Origin of the sequence: Homoserinimonas sp. OAct 916, from assembly GCF_003260275.1 — a bacterium.
GTDB lineage: Bacteria > Actinomycetota > Actinomycetes > Actinomycetales > Microbacteriaceae > OACT-916.
The window spans coordinates 156,022-176,143 of sequence record NZ_QJHB01000007.1; the positions used below are offsets into that span (position 1 = coordinate 156,022).

General features: G+C 64.6%; 20 protein-coding genes. 3 read left to right on the forward strand and 17 right to left on the reverse strand.

Annotated features, from left to right (window positions below; translation table 11 throughout):
• Positions 1-56: 56 nt before the first annotated feature.
• The 6 genes from DL891_RS09850 to DL891_RS09875 all read right to left on the reverse strand — a co-directional run bounded on the left by DL891_RS09850 (position 57) and on the right by DL891_RS09875 (position 7,441).
• Positions 57-1,016: a proline/glycine betaine ABC transporter permease gene (locus tag DL891_RS09850; protein ID WP_111720258.1), complete on the reverse strand. Its 960-nt coding sequence runs from the start codon at positions 1,014-1,016 to the stop codon at positions 57-59.
• Entirely contained in the window at positions 1,013-2,431 is a 1,419-nt protein-coding gene (locus tag DL891_RS09855) for a glycine betaine/L-proline ABC transporter ATP-binding protein (RefSeq protein ID WP_232819101.1), read from the reverse strand. The genes DL891_RS09850 and DL891_RS09855 overlap by 4 nt, the downstream gene beginning before the upstream one ends.
• A 451-nt stretch (positions 2,432-2,882) precedes the next feature.
• Positions 2,883-4,181: a dihydrolipoamide acetyltransferase family protein gene (locus DL891_RS09860; protein ID WP_111720259.1), complete on the reverse strand. Its 1,299-nt coding sequence runs from the start codon at positions 4,179-4,181 to the stop codon at positions 2,883-2,885.
• 35 nt (positions 4,182-4,216) lie between these two features.
• Positions 4,217-5,200, reverse strand: coding sequence for an alpha-ketoacid dehydrogenase subunit beta (locus DL891_RS09865; RefSeq protein ID WP_111720260.1), 984 nt, complete (start codon positions 5,198-5,200; stop codon positions 4,217-4,219).
• Positions 5,197-6,333 (reverse strand): pyruvate dehydrogenase (acetyl-transferring) E1 component subunit alpha, encoded by a 1,137-nt coding sequence (gene pdhA, locus DL891_RS09870; protein WP_111720261.1) that lies wholly within the window; start codon positions 6,331-6,333, stop codon positions 5,197-5,199. The genes DL891_RS09865 and pdhA overlap by 4 nt, the downstream gene beginning before the upstream one ends.
• Positions 6,334-6,337: 4 nt before the next feature.
• On the reverse strand, positions 6,338-7,441 hold the full coding sequence (locus DL891_RS09875) for a histidinol-phosphate transaminase (protein ID WP_232819102.1): 1,104 nt from the start codon (positions 7,439-7,441) through the stop codon (positions 6,338-6,340).
• Positions 7,442-7,538: 97 nt separating this feature from the next.
• Here DL891_RS09875 and DL891_RS09880 point away from each other — a divergent pair, with 97 nt between their 5' ends.
• Positions 7,539-7,937 (forward strand): phage holin family protein, encoded by a 399-nt coding sequence (locus DL891_RS09880; protein ID WP_111720263.1) that lies wholly within the window; start codon positions 7,539-7,541, stop codon positions 7,935-7,937.
• A gap of 15 nt (positions 7,938-7,952) precedes the next feature.
• On the opposite strand, the gene DL891_RS09885 is transcribed toward DL891_RS09880, so the two are convergent.
• The 3 genes from DL891_RS09885 to DL891_RS09900 form a co-directional block, all read right to left on the reverse strand.
• Positions 7,953-9,443 (reverse strand): hypothetical protein, encoded by a 1,491-nt coding sequence (locus tag DL891_RS09885; RefSeq protein ID WP_111720264.1) that lies wholly within the window; start codon positions 9,441-9,443, stop codon positions 7,953-7,955.
• Between the two features lie 271 nt (positions 9,444-9,714).
• The gene (locus tag DL891_RS09895) at positions 9,715-9,993 is read right to left on the reverse strand and encodes a hypothetical protein (RefSeq protein WP_111720265.1); all 279 of its coding nucleotides are present in this window, start codon (positions 9,991-9,993) and stop codon (positions 9,715-9,717) included.
• Positions 9,994-10,394: 401 nt separating this feature from the next.
• Entirely contained in the window at positions 10,395-10,988 is a 594-nt protein-coding gene (locus DL891_RS09900; protein ID WP_198668840.1) for a phosphoribosylanthranilate isomerase, read from the reverse strand.
• A 195-nt stretch (positions 10,989-11,183) separates the two neighbouring features.
• On the opposite strand from DL891_RS09900, the gene purB reads away from it, so the two are divergent.
• Both purB and DL891_RS09910 read left to right on the forward strand, forming a co-directional pair.
• Positions 11,184-12,572: an adenylosuccinate lyase gene (purB, locus tag DL891_RS09905; protein WP_111720266.1), complete on the forward strand. Its 1,389-nt coding sequence runs from the start codon at positions 11,184-11,186 to the stop codon at positions 12,570-12,572.
• A gap of 244 nt (positions 12,573-12,816) precedes the next feature.
• Positions 12,817-13,704, forward strand: a complete 888-nt coding sequence (locus tag DL891_RS09910; protein ID WP_111720267.1) for an endonuclease domain-containing protein — start codon at positions 12,817-12,819, stop codon at positions 13,702-13,704.
• 66 nt (positions 13,705-13,770) lie between these two features.
• Here the strand turns inward: DL891_RS09910 and DL891_RS09915 are convergent, their stop codons facing one another.
• From DL891_RS09915 to DL891_RS09950, 8 genes are all read right to left on the reverse strand, one after another.
• A complete protein-coding gene (locus DL891_RS09915) occupies positions 13,771-14,058 on the reverse strand; it encodes a hypothetical protein (protein WP_111720268.1) in 288 nt (95 codons plus the stop codon).
• Complete coding sequence (locus DL891_RS09920) at positions 14,055-14,678, reverse strand: HdeD family acid-resistance protein (RefSeq protein WP_198668841.1); 624 nt, start codon at positions 14,676-14,678, stop codon at positions 14,055-14,057. The genes DL891_RS09915 and DL891_RS09920 overlap by 4 nt, the downstream gene beginning before the upstream one ends.
• A 217-nt stretch (positions 14,679-14,895) precedes the next feature.
• A complete protein-coding gene (gene dnaB, locus DL891_RS09925) occupies positions 14,896-16,272 on the reverse strand; it encodes a replicative DNA helicase (RefSeq protein WP_111720269.1) in 1,377 nt (458 codons plus the stop codon).
• Positions 16,273-16,698: 426 nt separating this feature from the next.
• Positions 16,699-17,154, reverse strand: a complete 456-nt coding sequence (gene rplI, locus DL891_RS09930) for a 50S ribosomal protein L9 (protein WP_111720270.1) — start codon at positions 17,152-17,154, stop codon at positions 16,699-16,701.
• A gap of 11 nt (positions 17,155-17,165) precedes the next feature.
• Positions 17,166-17,429 carry a 30S ribosomal protein S18 gene (rpsR, locus tag DL891_RS09935; RefSeq protein WP_111720271.1) on the reverse strand — a complete coding sequence of 88 codons (264 nt, stop codon included), beginning with the start codon at positions 17,427-17,429 and terminating at the stop codon, positions 17,166-17,168.
• Between the two features lie 114 nt (positions 17,430-17,543).
• Positions 17,544-18,050, reverse strand: coding sequence for a single-stranded DNA-binding protein (locus DL891_RS09940; RefSeq protein WP_111720272.1), 507 nt, complete (start codon positions 18,048-18,050; stop codon positions 17,544-17,546).
• 2 nt (positions 18,051-18,052) lie between these two features.
• Entirely contained in the window at positions 18,053-18,466 is a 414-nt protein-coding gene (rpsF, locus tag DL891_RS09945; protein ID WP_111720273.1) for a 30S ribosomal protein S6, read from the reverse strand.
• Between the two features lie 286 nt (positions 18,467-18,752).
• A complete protein-coding gene (locus DL891_RS09950) occupies positions 18,753-20,084 on the reverse strand; it encodes a sugar ABC transporter substrate-binding protein (RefSeq protein WP_111720274.1) in 1,332 nt (443 codons plus the stop codon).
• Positions 20,085-20,122 lie beyond the last annotated feature (38 nt).

A 20,122-nucleotide genomic window follows, 5' to 3' on the forward strand; every position in this document is an offset into this window, starting at 1 on the left:
GTGAGCCGGTTGGCGCGAATGGTGTCGGCATCCGGCCGCGACCACGTTCGCGTCGCCTAGCCGATCGAGATCGGCTGGCGCTGTTCTGTGACTTTCGCCTCCTCCCGGTCGAGTTCGGTGGCGGACGTGTCGGGGCCCCGCCGGCTCGGAGTCTTCTTGCTGCGGATGCCGCGGCGCGGGCTCTTCTTCTGCGCGAACGATGCGGTGATGCGATCCAGGAATATTGCGATGATCACCACGGCGAGGCCGGCTTCAGCACCGAGGCCGATGTTCAGGGAGTTCAGGCTTCCGACGATTTCCTTACCGAGACCGGGCGCGCCGACCATTCCGGCGATGACCACCATCGACAGCGACAGCATGATGATCTGGTTGATGCCGGCCATGATCGACGGCAGGGCCAACGGGAACTGGATCTGTCGCAGCACGCGCCACGGCGAGGCACCGAACGCCTGGCCGGCTTCGATGACCTCTTTGTCGACACCACGGATGCCGAGCTCGGTGAGCCTGACGCCGGGGGCGAGCGCGAACAGAATCGTCGCAACGATGCCGGGCACCACACCGACCCGGAACAGGATGACCGCTGGGATCAGGTAGACGAAGGCAGGCATGGTCTGAAGAAAGTCCAGAATGGGCCGGATGATGGTGCTCGCCAGCTGTGACCGCGCGGCGAGGATTCCGACCGGGATGCTGATCACAATCGCGATCAGGCTCGCGACGATCACCAGGGCCATCGTGTTCATCGCGTTCGTCCACTGGTTCACACTCACGATGAAGAGAAAACCGATGATCGTGCCGATGACCATGCGCCACCCGCGGGTGAGGTAGGCAAAGACGGCGGCGATCAGGATGATGACCAGCGCAGGAGGTGTCGCCAGGAGAAAGTCGACCCCCTGGTACATCCCCTTGAAGATGACGCTGATCACATCGAAGAAGGCGGAGAATGTCTGGGTGATGTAGTCGACGGCAACCTTGACCCAGTCGCCGAACGGAAGACGAAAATCATTGAAGAAGTTCACAGTGTGCTCCCTCCTGCCTCGGCCGGGACGTTGTTGGGCAGGTGCTCCGACTCGGCGAGGGCTTCAGTCATGGTCTCTGCGGCTATCTGGCCCTGCGGCTCAATCACCGGCACTGCCTGGGTGGTAGTGGGCACATTGCCCAGGGCGGCCAAGAGGGTGACCCGGGGGATGACACCCAACAGTCGATCGCTTTCGTCGACGACGGCGAGCGGCAAGGGGCTCCCCACAGCCATCTCGAACAGGTCGGTCAGCGGGGCGTCGCCGGTGACGGACGCGTAGTTCTTGTTGATCGCCGTGGAAAGATTCGCGTCTCCGGCCTTCACCAGCTTCATCACGTCCTTGTCGCGCACCACGCCCTGCAAACGGCGTCCCTGCCCGATCACGAACGCCGCAGCGGTCTGCAGGTCGCGCATGGTCCGCAGCGCGGCACGGGGACCCTGCGCCACCTGCACAACCGACAACGCGGGCTCCATCACGCTGCTGGCGGTGAGGACACGGGCCCGGTCGACATCTTGCACGAACTGGGCCACGTAGTCGTTGGCCGGGTCAGTGAGGATCTCCTCGGGGCTTCCCACCTGCACGATGCGGCCATCGCGCATGACCGCGATGCGGTCGCCGAGAAACATGGCTTCGTTCAGGTCATGCGTGATGAAGATGATCGTCTTGCCGAGCTCGGCCTGCAGTTCGACCAACTGCTCCTGCATCTCACGTCGGATGAGGGGGTCGAGAGCCGAGAACGCCTCGTCCATCAGCAGGATGTCGGTCTTGGTGGCCAGGGCTCGACCGAGGCCGACGCGCTGCTGCATGCCGCCCGAGAGTTCTCCGGGCAGATTGTCCTCCCAGCCGGCGAGTCCGACCAGACGGATGATGGTGCGGGCCTGCTCGAGGCGCTCCGCCTTCGCAATCCCCTGGATCTCGAGCCCGTAGGCGACATTGTCACTCACGGTGCGGTGCGGGAGCAGGGCGAAGTGTTGGAACACCATCGACACGTGGCCGCGCCGCACCTCGCGCAGCTGGGCAGCGGACACACCACTGATCGGCTTGCCCTGGATCGTGACCTGGCCAGCCGAGGGCTCGAGCAGCCCGTTCAGCATTCGGATCAGCGTCGACTTTCCGGAACCGGACAGCCCCATCACGACGAAGATCTCACCCGCGTGCACCTCGAAGGAGGCATCGATCACGGCAGCGGTGCCAAGGCTGCCCAACTCGTCGCGGGATGCTCCGGCTTCGAGGCGGCGCACGGCTTCCTGCTGACGGCGGCCGAAGACCTTGTACAGGCCGGTCGCTTTCACCGCAACGGTATCGGATGCGGGGCCGGAAGCAGAGGAGTTCTGGGTGCTTGTCTGGGTGGTTGCCGGGGCGGTCATTGCATCTCCGGGGCGCTCATAATCGGTAATGGTCTGGTCGGACAACATGGTGTCTCCGCGTGCGCACGCCGCATTTCAGGCGCGTCTGATCGCAGCTTTCGTTTCTCGGCCGGGTCGGCGGCGATCGCAGAAAACCACCTCAAGCGCTGACGAATCGTGCATCCACGCGATATGGGTTGTCGGCCGATGCCGCCATGGGGCAGCACCAAACGCCACCAGACCATACGTCCGGACCCGAATTGTTCATGGGCCCGATCGCGGACTGGGTTGATACGGGTCTAGAAGACCGTCGATCAGGTTAGTAGTCTTCGTGCGAACGTGCCACCCCAGAACCATGGGAATCGCGCAGTTTACGGGCGCGGGCGCAGCGCGATCGTTGCCATGGTGGGGATGGACCGGGAACGGGTTTGTTACCGGTTCGTTACGTGCCGGATCCGAATTCGGGGCGTTCCCGGACCCAATATCAGGTTGGCCATCCTGCCGTCAGGCCTGTCCGAGATCAGTCGAGCAGCAGCGCGGGTTCTTCGATGATCGAGGCCACATCGGCCAGGAACCGGCTGGCCACATCACCATCGACAGCGCGGTGGTCGAAGCTGCCGCCGATGGTGGTCACGTACCGGGGGCGCACCTCGCCGTCGACCACCCATGGCTTCTGTTTGATCGTGCCGAGCGCAACGATTGCGGCCTCGCCGGCGTTCAGGATCGGCGTGCCGGTGTCCATGCCGAACACCCCGATGTTGGTGATGGTGATGGTGCCGTTCGCCATGTCGGCGGGCGTGGTCTTGCCGTCGCGCGCCGCGAGCGTGAGCTGCTCCAGCGACTTCGCCAATTCGAGCAGGCTCATTGACTGGGCCTCTTTGACGTTCGGCACGATCAGTCCGCGCGGCGTGGCTGCGGCGATGCCGAGGTTGACGTAGTGGCGCACGATGATCTCATCCTCGGTGAACGCCGAGTTCGCGGTCGGGTTGCGCCTGACCGCCCAGATGATCGCCCGCGCCATGATCAACAGTGGGGAGACCCTCACCCCGGCGAAGTCGGACGAGTTCTTGAGCCTCTTGACGAACTCCATCGTGCGCGTGGCGTCGACGTCGACGAAGACACTCACGTGCGGTGCGCTGAAGGCACTCTGGCTCATCGCCTTCGCCACCTGTTTGCGCACGCCTTTGACTGGGATGCGCGTCTCGCGGTCGTTCGCCGCCGGCGGCGTCTGAACGTTGCGGAACAGGCTCGCCTGGTTGGAGTGCCGCACGATGTCGTCGCGGGTGATCTCGCCTGCGACGCCGGTGGGGCTCACCTCGTGCAGGTCGATGCCGAGATCTCTCGCCATCTTTCGAACAGGAGGCTTCGCGATCACATTGCCCGGGGCGACGACCGGGACCGGCGGCCGAGACGGACCCCCGCGGCGCCTGGTCGGTACATCTCCGGAGACTCCATAACCGACCAGCACAGCACCCGGCTTGTCCTCGGGCTCGCGCGACACGCTGTCGGCGGTGTCGCGCGCCGTGGCCTCTGCGTCGCTCTGCGGCGTAGTATCCGGCGCCGTATCCGACGCGTTGCTCGGCTCAATGACGGTGATGATCGGTGTGCCGACGTCGACCGTCTGTCCCTCGTCGACCAGAAGGGCCTCCACAACACCGGCGAACGGGCTGGGCAGTTCCACCAACGACTTGGCGGTCTCGATCTCGACCAGGACCTGGTTCACGGCCACGGTGTCCCCCGGCTTCACCTTCCAGCCGACGATCTCGGCCTCGGTCAGGCCCTCCCCGACGTCGGGGAGCAGAAACTGGGATGCGCTCATGTCTGGTCAATACCTCTCAGTGGGGCCACACGGGATCAATACGCCAACGACCGGTCGACGGCTTCGAGAATGCGGTCGGCATCGGGCAGGTACAGAGTCTCCAATTTCGCCGGCGGGAATGGAACGTCGAAACCGCTCACTCTGAGCACGGGAGCCTGCAGTGCGTAGAAGGCGCGCTCGGCAACGGTCGCGGCGATCTCCGAGCCGATGCTGACCGAGCCGGGTGCCTCCTGCGCAACCACCAACCTCCCGGTCTTCTGCACCGAGGCGAGGATGGGGCCGTAGTCGATCGGCGACAGCGAGCGCAGATCGATCACCTCGATGCTCGTGCCCTCGGTGGCGGCCACTTTTGCTGCCTGCAGCAGCACGCTGACCATCGCGCCGTGGCCGACCACGGTGACGTCGTCACCGGTCTGCACCACCCGTGCCTGGTGAAGGCCGGCAGCGGAACTCTCGAAGTTCACCTCACCCTTGGGCCAGTAGCGGCTCTTCGGTTCGAAGAACAGCACCGGGTCGTTGGATCGGATGGCTTCCTGGATCATCCAATACGCGTCATTCGGGGTGCTCGGGCTGACGAGGCGCAGCCCGGGGGTGTGCGCGAAGTATGCCTCCGGGCTCTCCTGGTGGTGCTCGATCGCGCCGATGTGGCCACCATAGGGAACCCGGATCACGATGGGCATCGTCATCTGGCCCTCGTGCCGGTTGCGCATCTTCGCCAGTTGGGTGGTGATCTGGTCGAAGGCCGGAAAGATGAAGCCGTCGAACTGGATCTCGATCACGGGCCGGTACCCGCGCATCGCCATGCCGATCGCCGTGCCGACGATTCCGGATTCTGCCAACGGGGTGTCGCGTACCCGGAGGTCGCCGAACTCGGCCTGCAGCCCCTCGGTCACCCGGAAGACCCCGCCCAGGGGGCCGATGTCCTCACCCATCAACAGAACCTTGGGGTCGTCGATGAGCGCCTGGCGTAGCCCGGCATTCAGTGCTCTTGCCATCGGCAGCACGGTCGTTTCGCTCATTCGCCGCTCACGAACGATGCCTCGTAGGCGCTGAGCCATGCGCTCTGCTCGGCCATCATCGGATGCGGTTCGGCGTACACATGGTCGAACATCTTCGCGGTGGGTGGGGGGCCGAGTGCCACCGTGCGGCGGCGGATGTCTGCGGCGAAGTCTGCCGCCTCATCCTCGACCCCTGCGAAGAACGCAGCCGAAGCTCCCCGGCCCTCGAGCCAGGTGCGCATCCGGGCGATCGGGTCGCGGGCGATCCACGATTCCAACTCACTCGCCGTGCGGTACTTGCTCGGATCGTCGGAGGTGGTGTGGGCACCGACGCGGTAGGTGAGCGCCTCGACCAGCGCAGGACCCTGCCCGGCCCGGGCATCATCGAGCAGCTTCGCGGTCACGGCGTAACTGGCCAGAACGTCGTTGCCGTCCACGCGCACCCCGGGCATCCCGAATCCGTCTGCCCGACGGTACAGCGGTGTGCGTGACTGCCGGGTGACCGGCACGGAGATTGCCCAGTGGTTATTCTGCAGGAAGAAGACCTGCGGGCTCTGGTAGCTGGCAGCGAACACAAGCGCCTCGCTCACATCGCCCTGGCTGGAGGCGCCGTCTCCGAAGTACACCAGAACGGCCTCGTCGGTATCGGGGTTGGCCGTGTTCGTGGCCCCATCGAGTTGCATCGCCATGGCGTATCCGGTGGCGTGCAGGGTCTGGGTTCCGATCACCACGGAGTAGAGGTGGAAGTTGCCGTGTTCGGACGGGTTCCAGCCTCCGTGGCTGTTGCCGCGCATCATTTCGATCAGGCGCAGCAGGTCGACCCCGCGAATCATCGCCACCGCGTGCTCCCGGTAGGACGGAAAGATGTGGTCCTGCGGCTTGGCGGCATGACCCGAGCCGACCTGTGCGGCTTCTTGTCCACTTGACGGCGGCCACAATGCCAGCTGGCCGTTGCGCTGCAGGTTCGCGGCCTCACTGTCGAAGCGGCGCACCACCACCATGTCGCGGTAGAACCTCTGGTGGTCCTCGTCGGCCAACTTCTCGACGTAGGGCAGGTATGCCTCTGCCGACGCGCTTGGCTGGAATGTGCCCTCGGCGGTCAACAATTGAACCATCTGCTCTTCGGGGGGCGCCTCGGGGGCGGAACTCGGCATTGAACTAATCTAGTCGCCTCGCCGGGTGGCTCGCGGGCAGACCCCCCACAATCTCGGCCGCCGCTGCCAGTAGCTTCTCGACAGAAGCCTCTTCTCCGATGTTGACACGGATGCCCTCCGGGTGAAACGGTCGCACAATCAGTTGGTGCTCATCGAAGACCTGTGCGGCGTGCAGGGTTTCTTCTCCGGTGGCGAACCAGAAGAAGTTGCCGTGCGGTTTCGGGATGTTCCAGCCCTGGGCGATAAGTGCGTTCCATACCTGGTCACGCCGCATGATCAGCCGACCGACACGTTCCATGATTTCGTCGTCGTACTGCAGCGATACCTCCGCCGCCACCTGCGCGGCTTCTGTGACCGAGAGCGGGATGCCGGCCGACCGGGCGGCGTCCATGACCGGGACAGGTCCGATGCCGTAGCCCAGGCGCAGGCCTGCCAATCCGTAGGCCTTCGAGAAGGTGCGCAGGATCACCAGGTTCGGGTAGGTGCCGAGCAGTTGGCCGCCGTCCACGGCCTGCTCGTCTGTGACGAACTCGATGTACGCCTCGTCGAGGATCACCAGAAGGTCACTGGGCACCCGGGCCATGAACCGGGTGAACTCGTCGGCCGTGACGATGTTGCCGGTGGGGTTGTTGGGGCTGCAGACAATGATCACCCGAGTGCGGTCGGTGATCGAGGCGGCCATGGCATCCAGGTCGTGGCTGTGGTCGGGCCTGTTCGGGATCGGAACCGCGGTGGCGCCGGCGATGGTGACCAGGCCCGGGTAGGCCTCGAACGACCGCCACGAGTAGACCACCTCGTCGCCGATCTCGGCGGCTGCGGCGATCAATTGCGCGAGCAGGGAGACCGAGCCCGCACCGACGTGCACCTGGTCGAGGTCGACCCCGAACCGGGTGGCGAGCACTTGGCGCAGCCTGGTCGCCGAACTGTCGGGATATCGGTTGAACGAGTGCAGTTGTTGCACTGCCGCAAGCACCGCGGGCAAAGGCTCGAACGGATTCTCGTTCGACGACAGTTTGAAGAATTCTTCGGATGCCGCTTTGCCCTGCCGGTACGGCGGCAGTGCGGCGATCGTCGGGCGCAGTTTCACGGGGGCAGGCGTCTGGTTCACACCCCCGATCCTACCCAAGCGCCCTCGACCGGCCCCGGCGAACAGCGACATCGCCTCTAGCCCTGTGCGGCGAATCATTGTGTGGAATAGTGGTGTGATGGGACGCTTCTTGCTTTCGCTCATCGTCAACGCGGTCGCCCTGTGGTTGACCACACTCATCGTTTCGGGTGTCACTATCACCGCCTACGCCTCAGACACGTTTGCGATCATCGTCACCTACCTCATGGTCGCCCTCATCTTCGGTGTGGTCAACGGGGTGCTGGGCACCTTCATCCGAATCATCGCATTCCCCCTCTACGTGCTGACCCTTGGCCTGCTGGCCCTGATCGTGAACGCCGCACTGCTGATGCTGGTCAGCGGGATCAGCGACCTGATCGGCTTTGGACTGCACGTGGACGACTTCTTTTGGTCGGGGGTCTTCGGCGCGATCGTACTGGCGATCGTGAGTTGGCTGCTCGGGCTCTTCATTCGCCCGTTGACGCGCCGCAAGGTCTGAACCTCTCCTCGTCGGCTATGGGCCCCCCATCCGTTTCGCCCGCCACAGGCTGCGGGTGCCGTCGGAAGATGCGCTGAGCCGGCTCAGCAAGGAGGCGAAGTGGTCGAGACGGGCATCCGACACCTCGTCCAAAAGGGCGGCCGTATCACGGTAATGGTCCATCGAGTGGGCCGGAAGCCAGTCCCCGGCCGGCGGAACGCTGTCGGTGAACACCTGTCTCCTGACCAGTAGGCGAGGATTGTCGGCCAGGCCGACCCCGCCCAGCGCCGGGATCGGGTCGTCGAAGTGCTCGATGCCGATGGAGCGCACCGTTTCGGGCAACGGCAGTTGTCCGGTCGGCGAGCCGAACGTGAGCAAACCGATGTGTTCACCTCGGCCGAAGCGGTCGCTGGCTGCGACCGCGGCTGCGACCAGTCCGCCTTGGGAGTGGCCGACCAGAATGAGCGGATCCGTCGGGGCGATGCCGGCGGCATCCATGGCACGCATTGTTGCGGTCACCGAGCCGGCCTGCGCGCGGGCGATCGCACGCACGTTGGAGGTCATGTCCCAGGGTTCCGCCCCCGATTGCGACCCGGCATCGATGGTTCCGCCGACGTAGACCAGCCAGGAGGCAGTCCCGAAGTCGTCGAGGTAGCGCTCGATCGACACCTGCGGCTTTCCTGGCTGGGCCGGTGGGATGCGGGCAGCCAGCTCGGCGATCGATGTCGGCACGACAGCGGTGAGTAGCCCGGTGCGGTGCACGGCGATGGCGGATTCTCTCAAGCGGTCACCGGCCAGTATGGTCAGCAACGCGGCGCTGGCGCCCACCCCGATGTAGCCGAGACCCTCACCGCCGAGTGCAGCCTGGACGGCGTGTGGGAGTTTGCCCATCCCGGCCGCGGTGTCGTCGACCGAGGAGATGAGAACGCCGAGCATCGCGATGACGCGTGGATCACGCAGCATGCGCCGGGCAGTCTCGGCGTCTATCGGCCCAAACCCCGGCCCCGACTCCGGCCCAGCCCCAGTCGCAGTCGCAGTCCCAGTCCCAGTCCCAGGTTCTCCGGTTGCGCCACCTCGGACTGAGCGGCGTCGGCCACGGCGGTGGGTCAGCGCGAGCCGGGCGCCGACCGCTGCGCCACCGAAGACGGGGAGGAGGGCGGCGATCAGGTGCGGCAGCAGGAGCCCCAGCAGGTAGGCCGACTGTGCCGCGGTGAAGCGGGCAATGGACGTCGCCGCTCGTTCGGCAGCTCCGTAGCCTTCGGCGGCCCTGTCCAGACCGGAGGCCAGGTCTTTTGCCAGTGTGGACGCCCGCCTCAGCCAGTTCTCCGCGTCCAGCAGGTGCAGCTCAGGGCTCTCGCGACCCCAACTGGGTGCTGGGGCACCCTCGTAGCGATACGCCCAGACGATCTCGTCGGCGCAACCTGCCAGGCGACTCGACAGAAGCGCGGCCCTCGCGGCACATTCCACGAGTTCGCTTGAGGCAACGGTGGTGCTTCCTGCTCCACTCAGGATCAGGTCATCGCTCATGAGGCGACGTCGGATCTGGTTGTCTCGCCCGTCGGCCTCTCTGGGCTTACTGGGCTCACTGGGCTCACTGGGTTCACTGGGCTCACTGGGTTCACTGGGCTCACTGGGTTCACCGGGTTCACTGGGATCACCGGGTTCACTGGGATCACTGGGATCACCGGGCTAACCGGGCTAACCGGGTTCACTGGGCTCACTGCATTCAGTGAGTTCGCGGGGAGTGCCGAGACCACTGGGTTCACTGGATTCACTGGATTCCCTGCATTCATTGCTTTCACTGGGCACTCCAGGCAGACCTCAGCGCCTGGTCGACCGCCTCCACGGCCCGGTCGAGTGTGACCGAGGCGTGGCCGAGCATCCCCTCGAGCTCGACCAACTGATCGCTGTAGCGGCGTTGTGCCTCTGACCGCCAGTGCACCGGGTGCAGTGCCGGGAGGTCGGAGCGCCGAACCCTCCGCACCTGCGAGCGCACCTCGGCCACCCGGGAGCGCTGCCGGGCGAGCATCTGGATCTGTTCAGCCGCGTCGTTCGCCTGCCCCGTCCAATCCACCATATTTGACCCCTCCCTCCCGGTTTCGAGTCTTACGGGTTCGGGCACGCGCCACCGCTGATTTCCCCGATCCGTGCACAGGGGTGTCGCCGAGCCCGCTGCGGGGAGCGGTTGGAGAACCATTCGGTTTGATTCGCGCGCGGATTGATTCGCGCGGGTCTGGTTCCCGTGCGGCTCGACTCCGGCCACTCCTCGACTGCCGCACAGCCCGACTAGGAACCAGCCACAATGCTCTCAGCCGCGAAGCACCTTGTCACGGTGCACGCGATCAAAGTGCACCCTGTCACAGTGCACCCACTGTCACTGTGCACGCAATCAAAGTGCACCCGGTCACGATGCACCCCGTCACGTTGCGAGTGGTCCGGCAGCAGTCAATGAGCCGATGAGCGGCACCCTGTTTCCGGTCAGTGCTTGGCTTCGCGCAGGAACCGGGTGATCAGGGAGGCATCCTTCACACCGGGCGCACTCTCCACGCCGCTGGAGACATCCACCCCCCAGGGGGAAGCCGCCCGGATGGCTGCGGCGACGTTGTCGGGGCGAAGACCCCCCGCGAGCATCCACTGGCCGCTGAGCCTGCCGGCGAGCGCACTGTAGTCCCAACTCTCGCCCGAACCCGCCCTGGGCGCGTCGACCAGGAGAATGTGTTCGCCGAGCGCCCCGGTCTCGGGGCGTTCGACTGTGTTCGGAACGGCGCGGATCACTGTCTCAACCACGGGAAGAAGCCGGGCGATTTCCGCCGCGGTGCGGGTTCCGTGCACCTGGATCGTGTTCACGCGGGCCTCGGCGCTGTCGCGGAGCACCGTGTCGATTCCTTCGTCGCGGAAGACCCCCACTGTCATCACCCGGCCGGCGACCTGCTCAACGAGAACCCGAACCTGGGCGGCGCTGATCTGTCGTGGGCTCGGCGACATCACGAATCCGATCGCGTCGGCGCCCCCGTCGATCGCCGCTTCGATCGCTTCAGTGGTTCGCAGCCCACAGATCTTCACAAACACCATTCCCCCAGTCTCCCACCGCCGAGAGTGCCCCACCGCCCGCAGTCTCCCCCACCGGCGTCGTCACGGGCTGCGGCCGACGCGGGTCGCGGCGTCGCGGGTCAGCGGTATCCGCCAAATCTTGGGATGATTGATCCACGATGACTGTGCGCCCCGCAGCATCACGATGCGACGCCCCTCGAGAGGATCCCGACACCGATGACACCACTACCCGAGCAAGTGCTCAGCCCCCTCGATGGTCGCTACAAGCCGGTCGTGTCGGCTCTCGGCGAATACCTCTCCGAGGCCGGGCTCAACCGGGCCAGGGTTCAGGTGGAGGTGGAGTGGCTGATCCATCTGACGGGCAAGCGGATGTTCGGTTCCAGCCCCCTGTCCGACGACCAGATCGCCGCCCTGCGCCACCTGGTCACCGACTTCGGCCAGGCCGAGATCGATGAGCTCGCCGAACTCGAGGCCACCACCCGCCACGATGTCAAAGCGGTCGAGTATCTGGTTCGCCACCGCTTGGAGGCCCTGGGGCTCATACACATCGCGGAGCTCACGCACTTCGCCTGCACCAGCGAAGACATCAACAACCTGTCCTATGCGCTCGTCATCGAGGCGGCCGTTCTGAAGATCTGGTTGCCCAAACTGGAGTCGGTGATCGGCGCACTGCGCTCCCTGGCCGAGAAGCACCGGGCGGTACCGATGTTGTCACGCACGCACGGGCAGCCGGCCACCCCCACAACCATGGGCAAGGAACTCGCGGTATTCGTCTTTCGGCTCGAGCGCATCAAGGCGCAGATCGAGGCCACCGAATACCTGGGCAAATTCAGCGGGGCGACCGGAACGTGGGCGGCCCACCTCGCGGCTGACGACACGGTGGACTGGCCGGCCATCTCGCGCGAGTTCGTGACCTCACTCGGCCTGGTGTTCAACCCGCTGACCACACAGATCGAGTCGCACGACTGGCAGGCGGAGCTGTACCAGAGGGTCAGCCACGTGGGCCGGGTTCTGCACAACCTGTGCACCGACGTGTGGACCTACATCTCGCTCGGCTACTTCAAGCAGATCCCGCAAGCCGGTGCCACGGGTTCATCGACCATGCCGCACAAGATAAACCCGATCCGGTTCGAGAATGCTGAGGCGAACCTGGAGTTGGCCAGTGCGATTCTCGACTCGCTGTCGGCGACTCTGGTCACCTCCCGTCTGCAACGCGACCTGACGGATTCGACCACGCAGCGCAACATCGGTGTGGGGCTGGGACACTCGCTGCTGGCACTGGACAACATCGTGCGCGGGCTCGGCGAGATCGACCTCGACGTCGCCGTTCTGGCCGCCGATCTCGATTCCAACTGGGAGGTGCTCGGAGAGGCGATCCAGACGGTCATCCGAGCCGAGGTTGCCGCCGGCCGTTCGCAGATCGAAGACCCATATGCGCTGCTGAAGGAACTGACCCGCGGCAAGCGCATCGGCCAGGCCGAGCTGGTCACCTTCGTTGGCGACCTCGACATCTCCGATGCCGCGAAGGCCCGTCTGACCGCGCTCACCCCGGCAAGTTACATCGGCGTCGCGGAACAACTGGTCGACGAGGTCCGCCGCCCGTAACCGCGGCGGGCCACGCCCCGCCCGGCCCCACCACGCCCCGCCCGGCCACGCCCAGTCGCGCGTCGTCGCGTCGCCGAAACATGCACGGCTTTCGCCTACCGCCCACTTCAGCCTGTTTTCGCCGACCCGAGATCAGTTTTACCTGTTCTCGACCACGCCTCCCCGGGAAGCCGAACCGGGCAGCTGTCCACATGCTCACAACTGCGAGCCGAAACGGGCGGTGAACACGGCAACGTTGACGAGTATGGTCAGCCCGATACAGATACCCCGCAGCCCCACCGTTGACCTGACCCGCTTCGGGTTTCTCGCCACCAGATCTCAAGTTCGTGCGAGCGGTACGAGCGAGCGCACCCTGCAGCGTGCGATCAGCGCGGGTGAGTTGTTGCCGATCGGCCGAAGCTGGGTGGCCAACGCAGGCGCAGACCGGCGAGCGATGCGGGCGGTGGCACTTCGTGGTCGCCTGGCCGCGTCATCCGCCCTCTCCAGCTACGGCGTGTGGGTCACCCGGGACAGCGGCCTGTGGATTGCCCACCCGCGAAGCGCCAGCAGGTTGCCGCCCCTGGCCATGAATGAGCAGCGCCTCTGGACGCACGAGTTCTTTCCGTGCACGAGTGACACGCGATGGCGCGTTTCTGTGCACGACGCATTGCTTCAGGCTGTGAAGGTGGAATCCGCGAATGATGCCATTGCCTCGTTCGACAGCGCCCTGAACCAGGGGCTGGTCACACGTGCAGATGTGGATGGGATCTTCGCCTGCGTGCCGCGTCGGGTGCGTCGTTTGCGCAGGCGGCTGAGCGCGAGAGCCGACTCGGGTCTGGAAACCCTGATGCGGCTCGCCGCCGAGGACGAGGGCTGGCAGGTCGAAGCGCAGGTGATGATTGCCGGCGTGGGCTATGTCGATCTTCTGATCAACGGTTGGTTGGTGATCGAACTCGACGGGAGTCTCTGGCATGACGATGAGGCATCGGGGGACAAAGACGCCCACCGCAATGCCCAACTCGTTCTGCTGGGATATCGCTGGCACCGTTTTCGATACAGACAGGTGATGCACGATCTGCCCCGATGCATCGACGTCATCCGCGCACTCTTGTCTGGGGGCCGCCCGATGGTCAGAACAGGCTCAGTGCGGTGAAAAGGCGCGAATCAGGCTGTTGACGGCAGCGGCCTGTCATTTCTGCATGTTCTCAGCGCGCCGCTCTCAGGGAGCTGGCGGGGTCTCGCCCGGGCGGGTGCTGGGCGCGGCATGTGCATCGGTGGGGTCGAAGGCGCCGGGCTTGATGGAAAGCATGATCAGGCTGACCATGATCAGGCACAGCACGAACGTGATGCCGAAACCGATCAGCGAGAAGAGCGGCTTGTGGGTGGTCAGAAGCACCGTGAGTCCGACGAAGAGGGCGATCCCTGCCGACAGTCCGAGGATCTCAGCCGGTTTCAACCGGCTCTTCCGGGAGTTGTCGGGCTGTGCTGCGGGCGAGGTGCTGGTCACGTGGTTCTCTCAGTCTCTGTAGATGTACCGGTTTCGGCCTGGAGGTTGGTCGGGTCTGCGGCATCACCGGCCGGCGTCGGGGTTGCCCACTTGAGGGAGAATCCCGCGATCATGAGATAGACCCCGAGAATCGCGGCGTACGCACCGAACAGGCCGACGGCAGTGACGGAGTCGGGTGCGATCAGCAGAAAAACGATGGCCAGGATCGCGGTCATCGCCCCACCGATCAGCCAGTCGCGGCTGAGCGCGTTTCCCGGCTTGACCCGTACACCGCTGTACAGTTCGAGAAATCCGGTGACGGCCGCCCAGACGCTGACCAGATAGAGAAAGACTCCGACACCCGCCGCGTTGAGCAGCAATGCCCCGACCCCGGCGAGCACGCCGATCACACCCTGACTGACCACGAGCGTGCGGGCGGTCCCCCGCGGCATCCGCTGGTGACTGAAGCCGGCGAGCACTACCCCGGTGGCGACAGCGAAGCAACCGAAGACAATCAGCCCGAGCTGCGCCGAGTGGTCCTGCGAGAACGTGATGACGATCGTGGCCAGCAGGGCGGGCAATGCGCGGATGATCGGCACTGGCCAGTAGCGGTGATTCGACTCCTGTTGCGGCACAGTCACGCTCGAGGTTCTCCTTAGGATCATTTGAGGCCGTCCGGGCTGAGCCTCGGCCGACTCGTTCACCGGCCGACTCGTTTCGGCCAGTTGCATCGGCCAGCGCTTCACTCGGTCGACCCGACCAGTTTACGTCCCCGTGATCCGCTGTCTCTCCGCAGACACCAAATGACGAAGACGTCGCCGCACAATCACAGCTGCTCGGCCCCAGGTGCGAATGGGTCTAGGCAGGCGCCATGTCGGCAAAACGGGAGAAGTGACCGTGGAAGCCGACCGTGATGGTGTCGGTCGGCCCGTTGCGGTGCTTTGCGACGATGAAGTCGGCCTCGCCCGCACGCGGGTTGTCCTTCTCGTACGCACTTTCGCGGTGCAGAAGAATCACCATGTCGGCGTCTTGCTCAAGAGACCCCGACTCACGCAGGTCGGAAAGCGCCGGCTTCTTGTCGGTGCGCTGCTCCGGTCCACGGTTCAGTTGTGACAGAGCGATCACCGGAACCTGCAGCTCTTTCGCCATCAGCTTGAGTGCCCGGGAAAACTCGCTCACCTCTTGCTGTCGGGACTCGACCTTCTTGCCGCTGGTCATCAGCTGCAGATAGTCGATCACGACCATCTTGAGGCCCACCCGCTGTTTGAGGCGGCGGCACTTGGCCCGGATCTCGACGAGCGTCATGTTCGGGCTGTCGTCGATATACAGCGGCGCGTCGTTGATGCGGCCACGGGTGGAAGCAATCGTGGTCCAGTCGCGCGCGTCGACTGTTCCCTTGCGCATGTGTTGCAACGGCACGGATGCCTCGGCCGACAGCAGGCGCATCGCAATCTCGCTGCGCCCCATCTCGAGCGAGAAGAAGATGGTCGGCATGTCGTGTTTGATGGCTGCGGAGCGTGCGAAGTCAAGCGCCAGCGTTGACTTTCCGAGGGCCGGACGGGCGGCCAGGATGATCAGCTGCCCGGCGTGCAGCCCGTTGGTGAGGCTGTCGAGTTGCGCGAATCCTGTAGGCACGCCGGTCATCTGCCCGTCGCGCCCCGTCGCAGCCTCGATCTCTTCGATTGCGACGTTCACCGCGTCTGTCAGCGGCACATAGTCTTCGGTCTCGGTGCCCCCGGTAACGGCATAGACCTCGGCCTGGGCATTGTTCACGAGGTCGAGCACCTCGCCCTCACCGGAGTAGCCCATCTGCGCGATACGGGTGCCCACTTCGACCAGGCGGCGCAGCAGGGCGCGCTCGGCGACGATTGAGGCGTAGTAGCCGGCGTTGGCCGCCGTCGGCACCAGGCCGGTCAGCGTGTGCAGGTAGTCGGCACCGCCGCCGCGGCTCAGTTGGCCGGTCTTGGTCAGCTCGTCGGTGACCGCAATCACATCGGTGGGCTCGCCGTGTGCATACAGCGAGAGGATGGCCTCGAAGATGACCTCGTGCTTGGGGATGTAGAAGTCGACCCCGCGGACGGTCTCGACCACGTCAGCGACCGCATCCTTCGACAGCAGCATGCCCCCGAGCGCGCTCTGTTCGGCGAGAAGATCGTGCGGTGGGGTGCGTTCCGAACTGCGCGCGTCGCCCGAGGTGCGTTGGTCGCCTGCCAGCCCCAGATGAGCTATCGACACGAGCGTCTCCTTAGACCTTCACAGTAAAACACTTGAGTCCCTCATGCATAGCAGGGGCCACCGACACGACCAGTGACGGTGACCCGGATTCTTGCGGTGAAGTATGTTCCCCCCAACCATAGAAACTGCGCGAACGGGGTACAAACGAGCCTGTGGACAGACCTGTGCACAACTAGCGCGAAACGCCGGGGAGCTTGCCCCATCCCTGTGGACAGTTCTGTGGAGAGAGTCCACAATGTGATAAAGAAACCACTTCTGACCAGCTATTCTATTTTTCACACCCTGTGGGAACAGACATCCCTAAACTGTCACTTGAATGTTGTTGAGATTTTGCTCATCTGTGCATAACACGGGGGGAGAACACCCCCCCTTAACGGGGTGTAGCGGCAGGTGAAAACCTGCCGCTACACGCCTTGCTCAGCCGAATTACTTGGCGGAGACCACCTGCAACTTGATCACCGCGGTGATGTCGTCGCGCAGCTTGACGGTTGCCTCGTGCATGCCGGTCAGCTTGATCGGTGCCGAGACCTGGATCTTCTTCTTGTCGATCGTGCCGAGGCCCTGATCGGCGACCGCCTGAGCGATGTCTCCGGTCTTGACGGAACCGAACAAACGACCACCGGCTCCAGTCTTCACCGCAAGTTTCACGGTCGCGTGCTCCAGGATGTCCTTCACGTGGTTCGCCTCTTCGATCGTGGCGTGCTCCCGTGCGGACCGAGCGGCCTTGATCTGCTCGATCTGCTTCTCTCCACCGCGCGTCCAGGAAACCCCGAAGCCCTGTGGGATCAGGTAGTTGCGGGCGTAGCCGCTCTTCACCTCGACCACGTCGCCGGGCTGGCCGAGACCTGTGACCTCATGGGTCAATATGACTTTGTTAGGCATTGTTGTTCTCCTTAGCGGCCTGAGCCTGCGTATGGCAGCAAGGCCATCTCGCGGGCGTTCTTAACGGCACGGGCGATGAGTCGCTGCTCCTGAACAGAAACACCGGTGATACGGCGGGCGCGGATCTTTCCACGCTCGGAGATGAACCTGCGCAGTGTCGCGACATCTTTGTAGTCGATGACACCGACACGAATCGCCTTCGCTGGGGCGACGTTCTTGCCGTCTTTGCCCTTGCGGATCGGCTTGCGGCGGTCGCCGCTAGATTTTCCAGCCATGATTTCCTTTACTTTCCTTCACGATGTGTAGTTTGGCCGCGATCTCGGCGGGATCTGTCTGGACGAATGTCACAGCATCCGTCAAATTCCCCACTCGGGTCGCGGGACCACCGGTCAGAACGGGGTCTCGTCCGGGTAGTTGTTCGGCGCGTTGCCGGGGGTGTTCCACACGTCTCCGGCGGGTGCTGCCTGTGCTGCCGGCGCCTGCGCCCACGGCTCGTTCGTCTGGGTGGAACCACCGCTGCGGCCTCCACCGGGTGCTGAACGAGTGACCTGTGCTGTGGCGTAACGCAACGATGGACCGACCTCGTCGACCTCGAGTTCGATGCTGGTGCGCTTCTCGCCCTCTTTGGTCTCGTACGAGCGCTGCTTCAGGCGGCCGGTCGCTACGACCCGCATGCCCTTGGTCAGTGAACCCGCCACGTGCTCGGCGAACTCACGCCAGACGCTGGCACGCAGGAAGAGCGCGTCACCATCTTTCCAATCGTTCGTCGCGCGGTCGAAGTTGCGCGGCGTCGAAGCGATTGTGAAGTTGGCGACGGCAAGCCCGTTCTGCGTGTAGCGCAGCTCCGGATCCGCGGTGAGGTTTCCCACAACCGTGATGATCGTTTCGCCCGCCATCGTTACGCTTCCTTAGCGGCGTCGGCAGGTGCCGCTTCCGTGGGAGCAGCCGGCTTGGCGGCGATCGCTGCAGCCTTGCGGGCTGCCTTCTCTGCGGCCAGCTTGGTGGCCTCGGCGACCTGTGCAATCGCTTCCTCGGCCCGCAGCACCTTGGTGCGCATGACGGCCTCGGACAGTTTCAGCTGGCGGTCGAGTTCCGTCGTGGTCGAGGCGTTCGCGGTGAAGTCGACGACGGCATAGATGCCCTCAGACTTCTTGTTGATCTCATAAGCGAGCCGGCGACGTCCCCAGATGTCGATCTTGTCGATCGTGCCACCGTCGTTGCGAACGACATTCAGGAACTTGTCCAGGCTGGGTGCCACGGTGCGCTCGTCGATCTCTGGATCGAGGATCACCATCAATTCATACTGATGCATAACTAACCCACCTCCTTCGGACTATACGGTCGCAGACTTTCTGCGACAGGAGGGTTCTAGCATCGCGATCTGTGGAGGCCGGGAATCCGGCACACAGACAACCTCAGCATTCTACGCGCTGGGCGAGGGCGCCCGCAACCGCGCGCCTTGCCCCGTTGGGGCCACCGTGGTGGATCGCGCCAGTTGGCACGCTTGGTGCCAGTTCAACCGGGCACGAAGTGTTCCGGGTGGCGCGAAGTGCCTCACGGCACGCGCACCACCCGGCCCCCGGCGTCCGGGAGGTCGGCTACTTGATGGCGGCGTTCGCGGCCTGTTGCGCTGTAGCCAAGCCCTCGGCAACGGGGGTGCGTCCGAGGAAGATCTCCTCGAAGACCGGGCCGAATGCCTCTTGGGCGGCCTGCCACTTGGCGCCCTGGGGCGCCTGAACGGTGCCGTTCGCCAGCACGTCGAAGAATGGCGTGACGCCGATTCCCTTCTCGTTCCAGAAATCGAGGTACACCTGCTGGGCGGCGGTCACTGCCGGCGACGCCGACCCGGTGGCTCCGATCGGCGCTGAGCCGGCCTCACTGCCCAGCCACTGAAGTACTTTCTTGACCGCGTCGGGATGAGCGGAGTGGGCATTCGCCGCGGCGACAACACCGTTGGTCACACTGATTGCGCCGGCCGGCCCTGCGGGCATGGTGGCCACGCTCCACGGAAAGTCGGCACCCTGTTCGACGTTCGCGAGGTTGTAGACGCCGGACTGGAACAGCGCCATCTTGCCCTGGGTGAACTGGTCACGACTGAAGTCGCCGTTCGTGTTGGTGTCTGCGGCGCTCGGTGACACGTGGTGCACGTTGATCAGGTCGACCAGATACTGGAAGGCAGCCACGCCCGCGGGGGAGTCAAAGACGAACTCGTCGCCGGACTGTAGGGCGGCCCCGTTCGAACCGAGGTAGTTGATGTAGATCGCGTTCAGGTCGTTGGCCGCGTTGTAGCCGTACTGCACGATCTTCTTCGGGTCGAACTGCGGCGAGTCTGCGGTGTTCCCGTTGGCGTCAACGGTGAGTTTCTTCAGAACCGGCAGCAGGGTGTCATCCGCCCCGGTGGGGTCCCAGTGCAGCGAAGAGAGGCTGGTCGGATCGATTCCAGCGGCGCGCACCAGATCCTCGTTGTAGAACATTCCGATTCCGGGGTCAGCCAGTTGCGGCACACCCCACAGGGAGCCGTTCAGGGAATACTGCGCGACCACACTCGGGGCCCAGGCCTTCTGGGCGTCAGCACCCAGCGCCTCCGTGATGTCCAACAGGTCGCCGTTGTTCGCGTAGTCGACGAAGTTGCCTCCGTTCACCCAGAAGATGTCGTCGATGCTCTTGCCGGCGATGTCGGTGCGCAGCTTGGTCCAGTAATCGGCCCAGCCGATCACCTGCACGTCGACGGTGATGTCTTCATTCGCCTTCTCGAACTCGGCGAAGGATGTCTCGTACGCGGCCGCGACCTGGTCATCCCAGAGTCGCATGGTGACGGTTGTCTTCTCGGGCGGGCCGCTGGGGATCAGGGCGACAGCGGCGGCCACGGAGCCGGCGACAACGGCGGCGGCCGCGACCACAGCGACAATGACAGTAGAACGCTTGGGCATGGGGATTCTTTCTGGATCTTGGGGCAGGGATGGGCGGC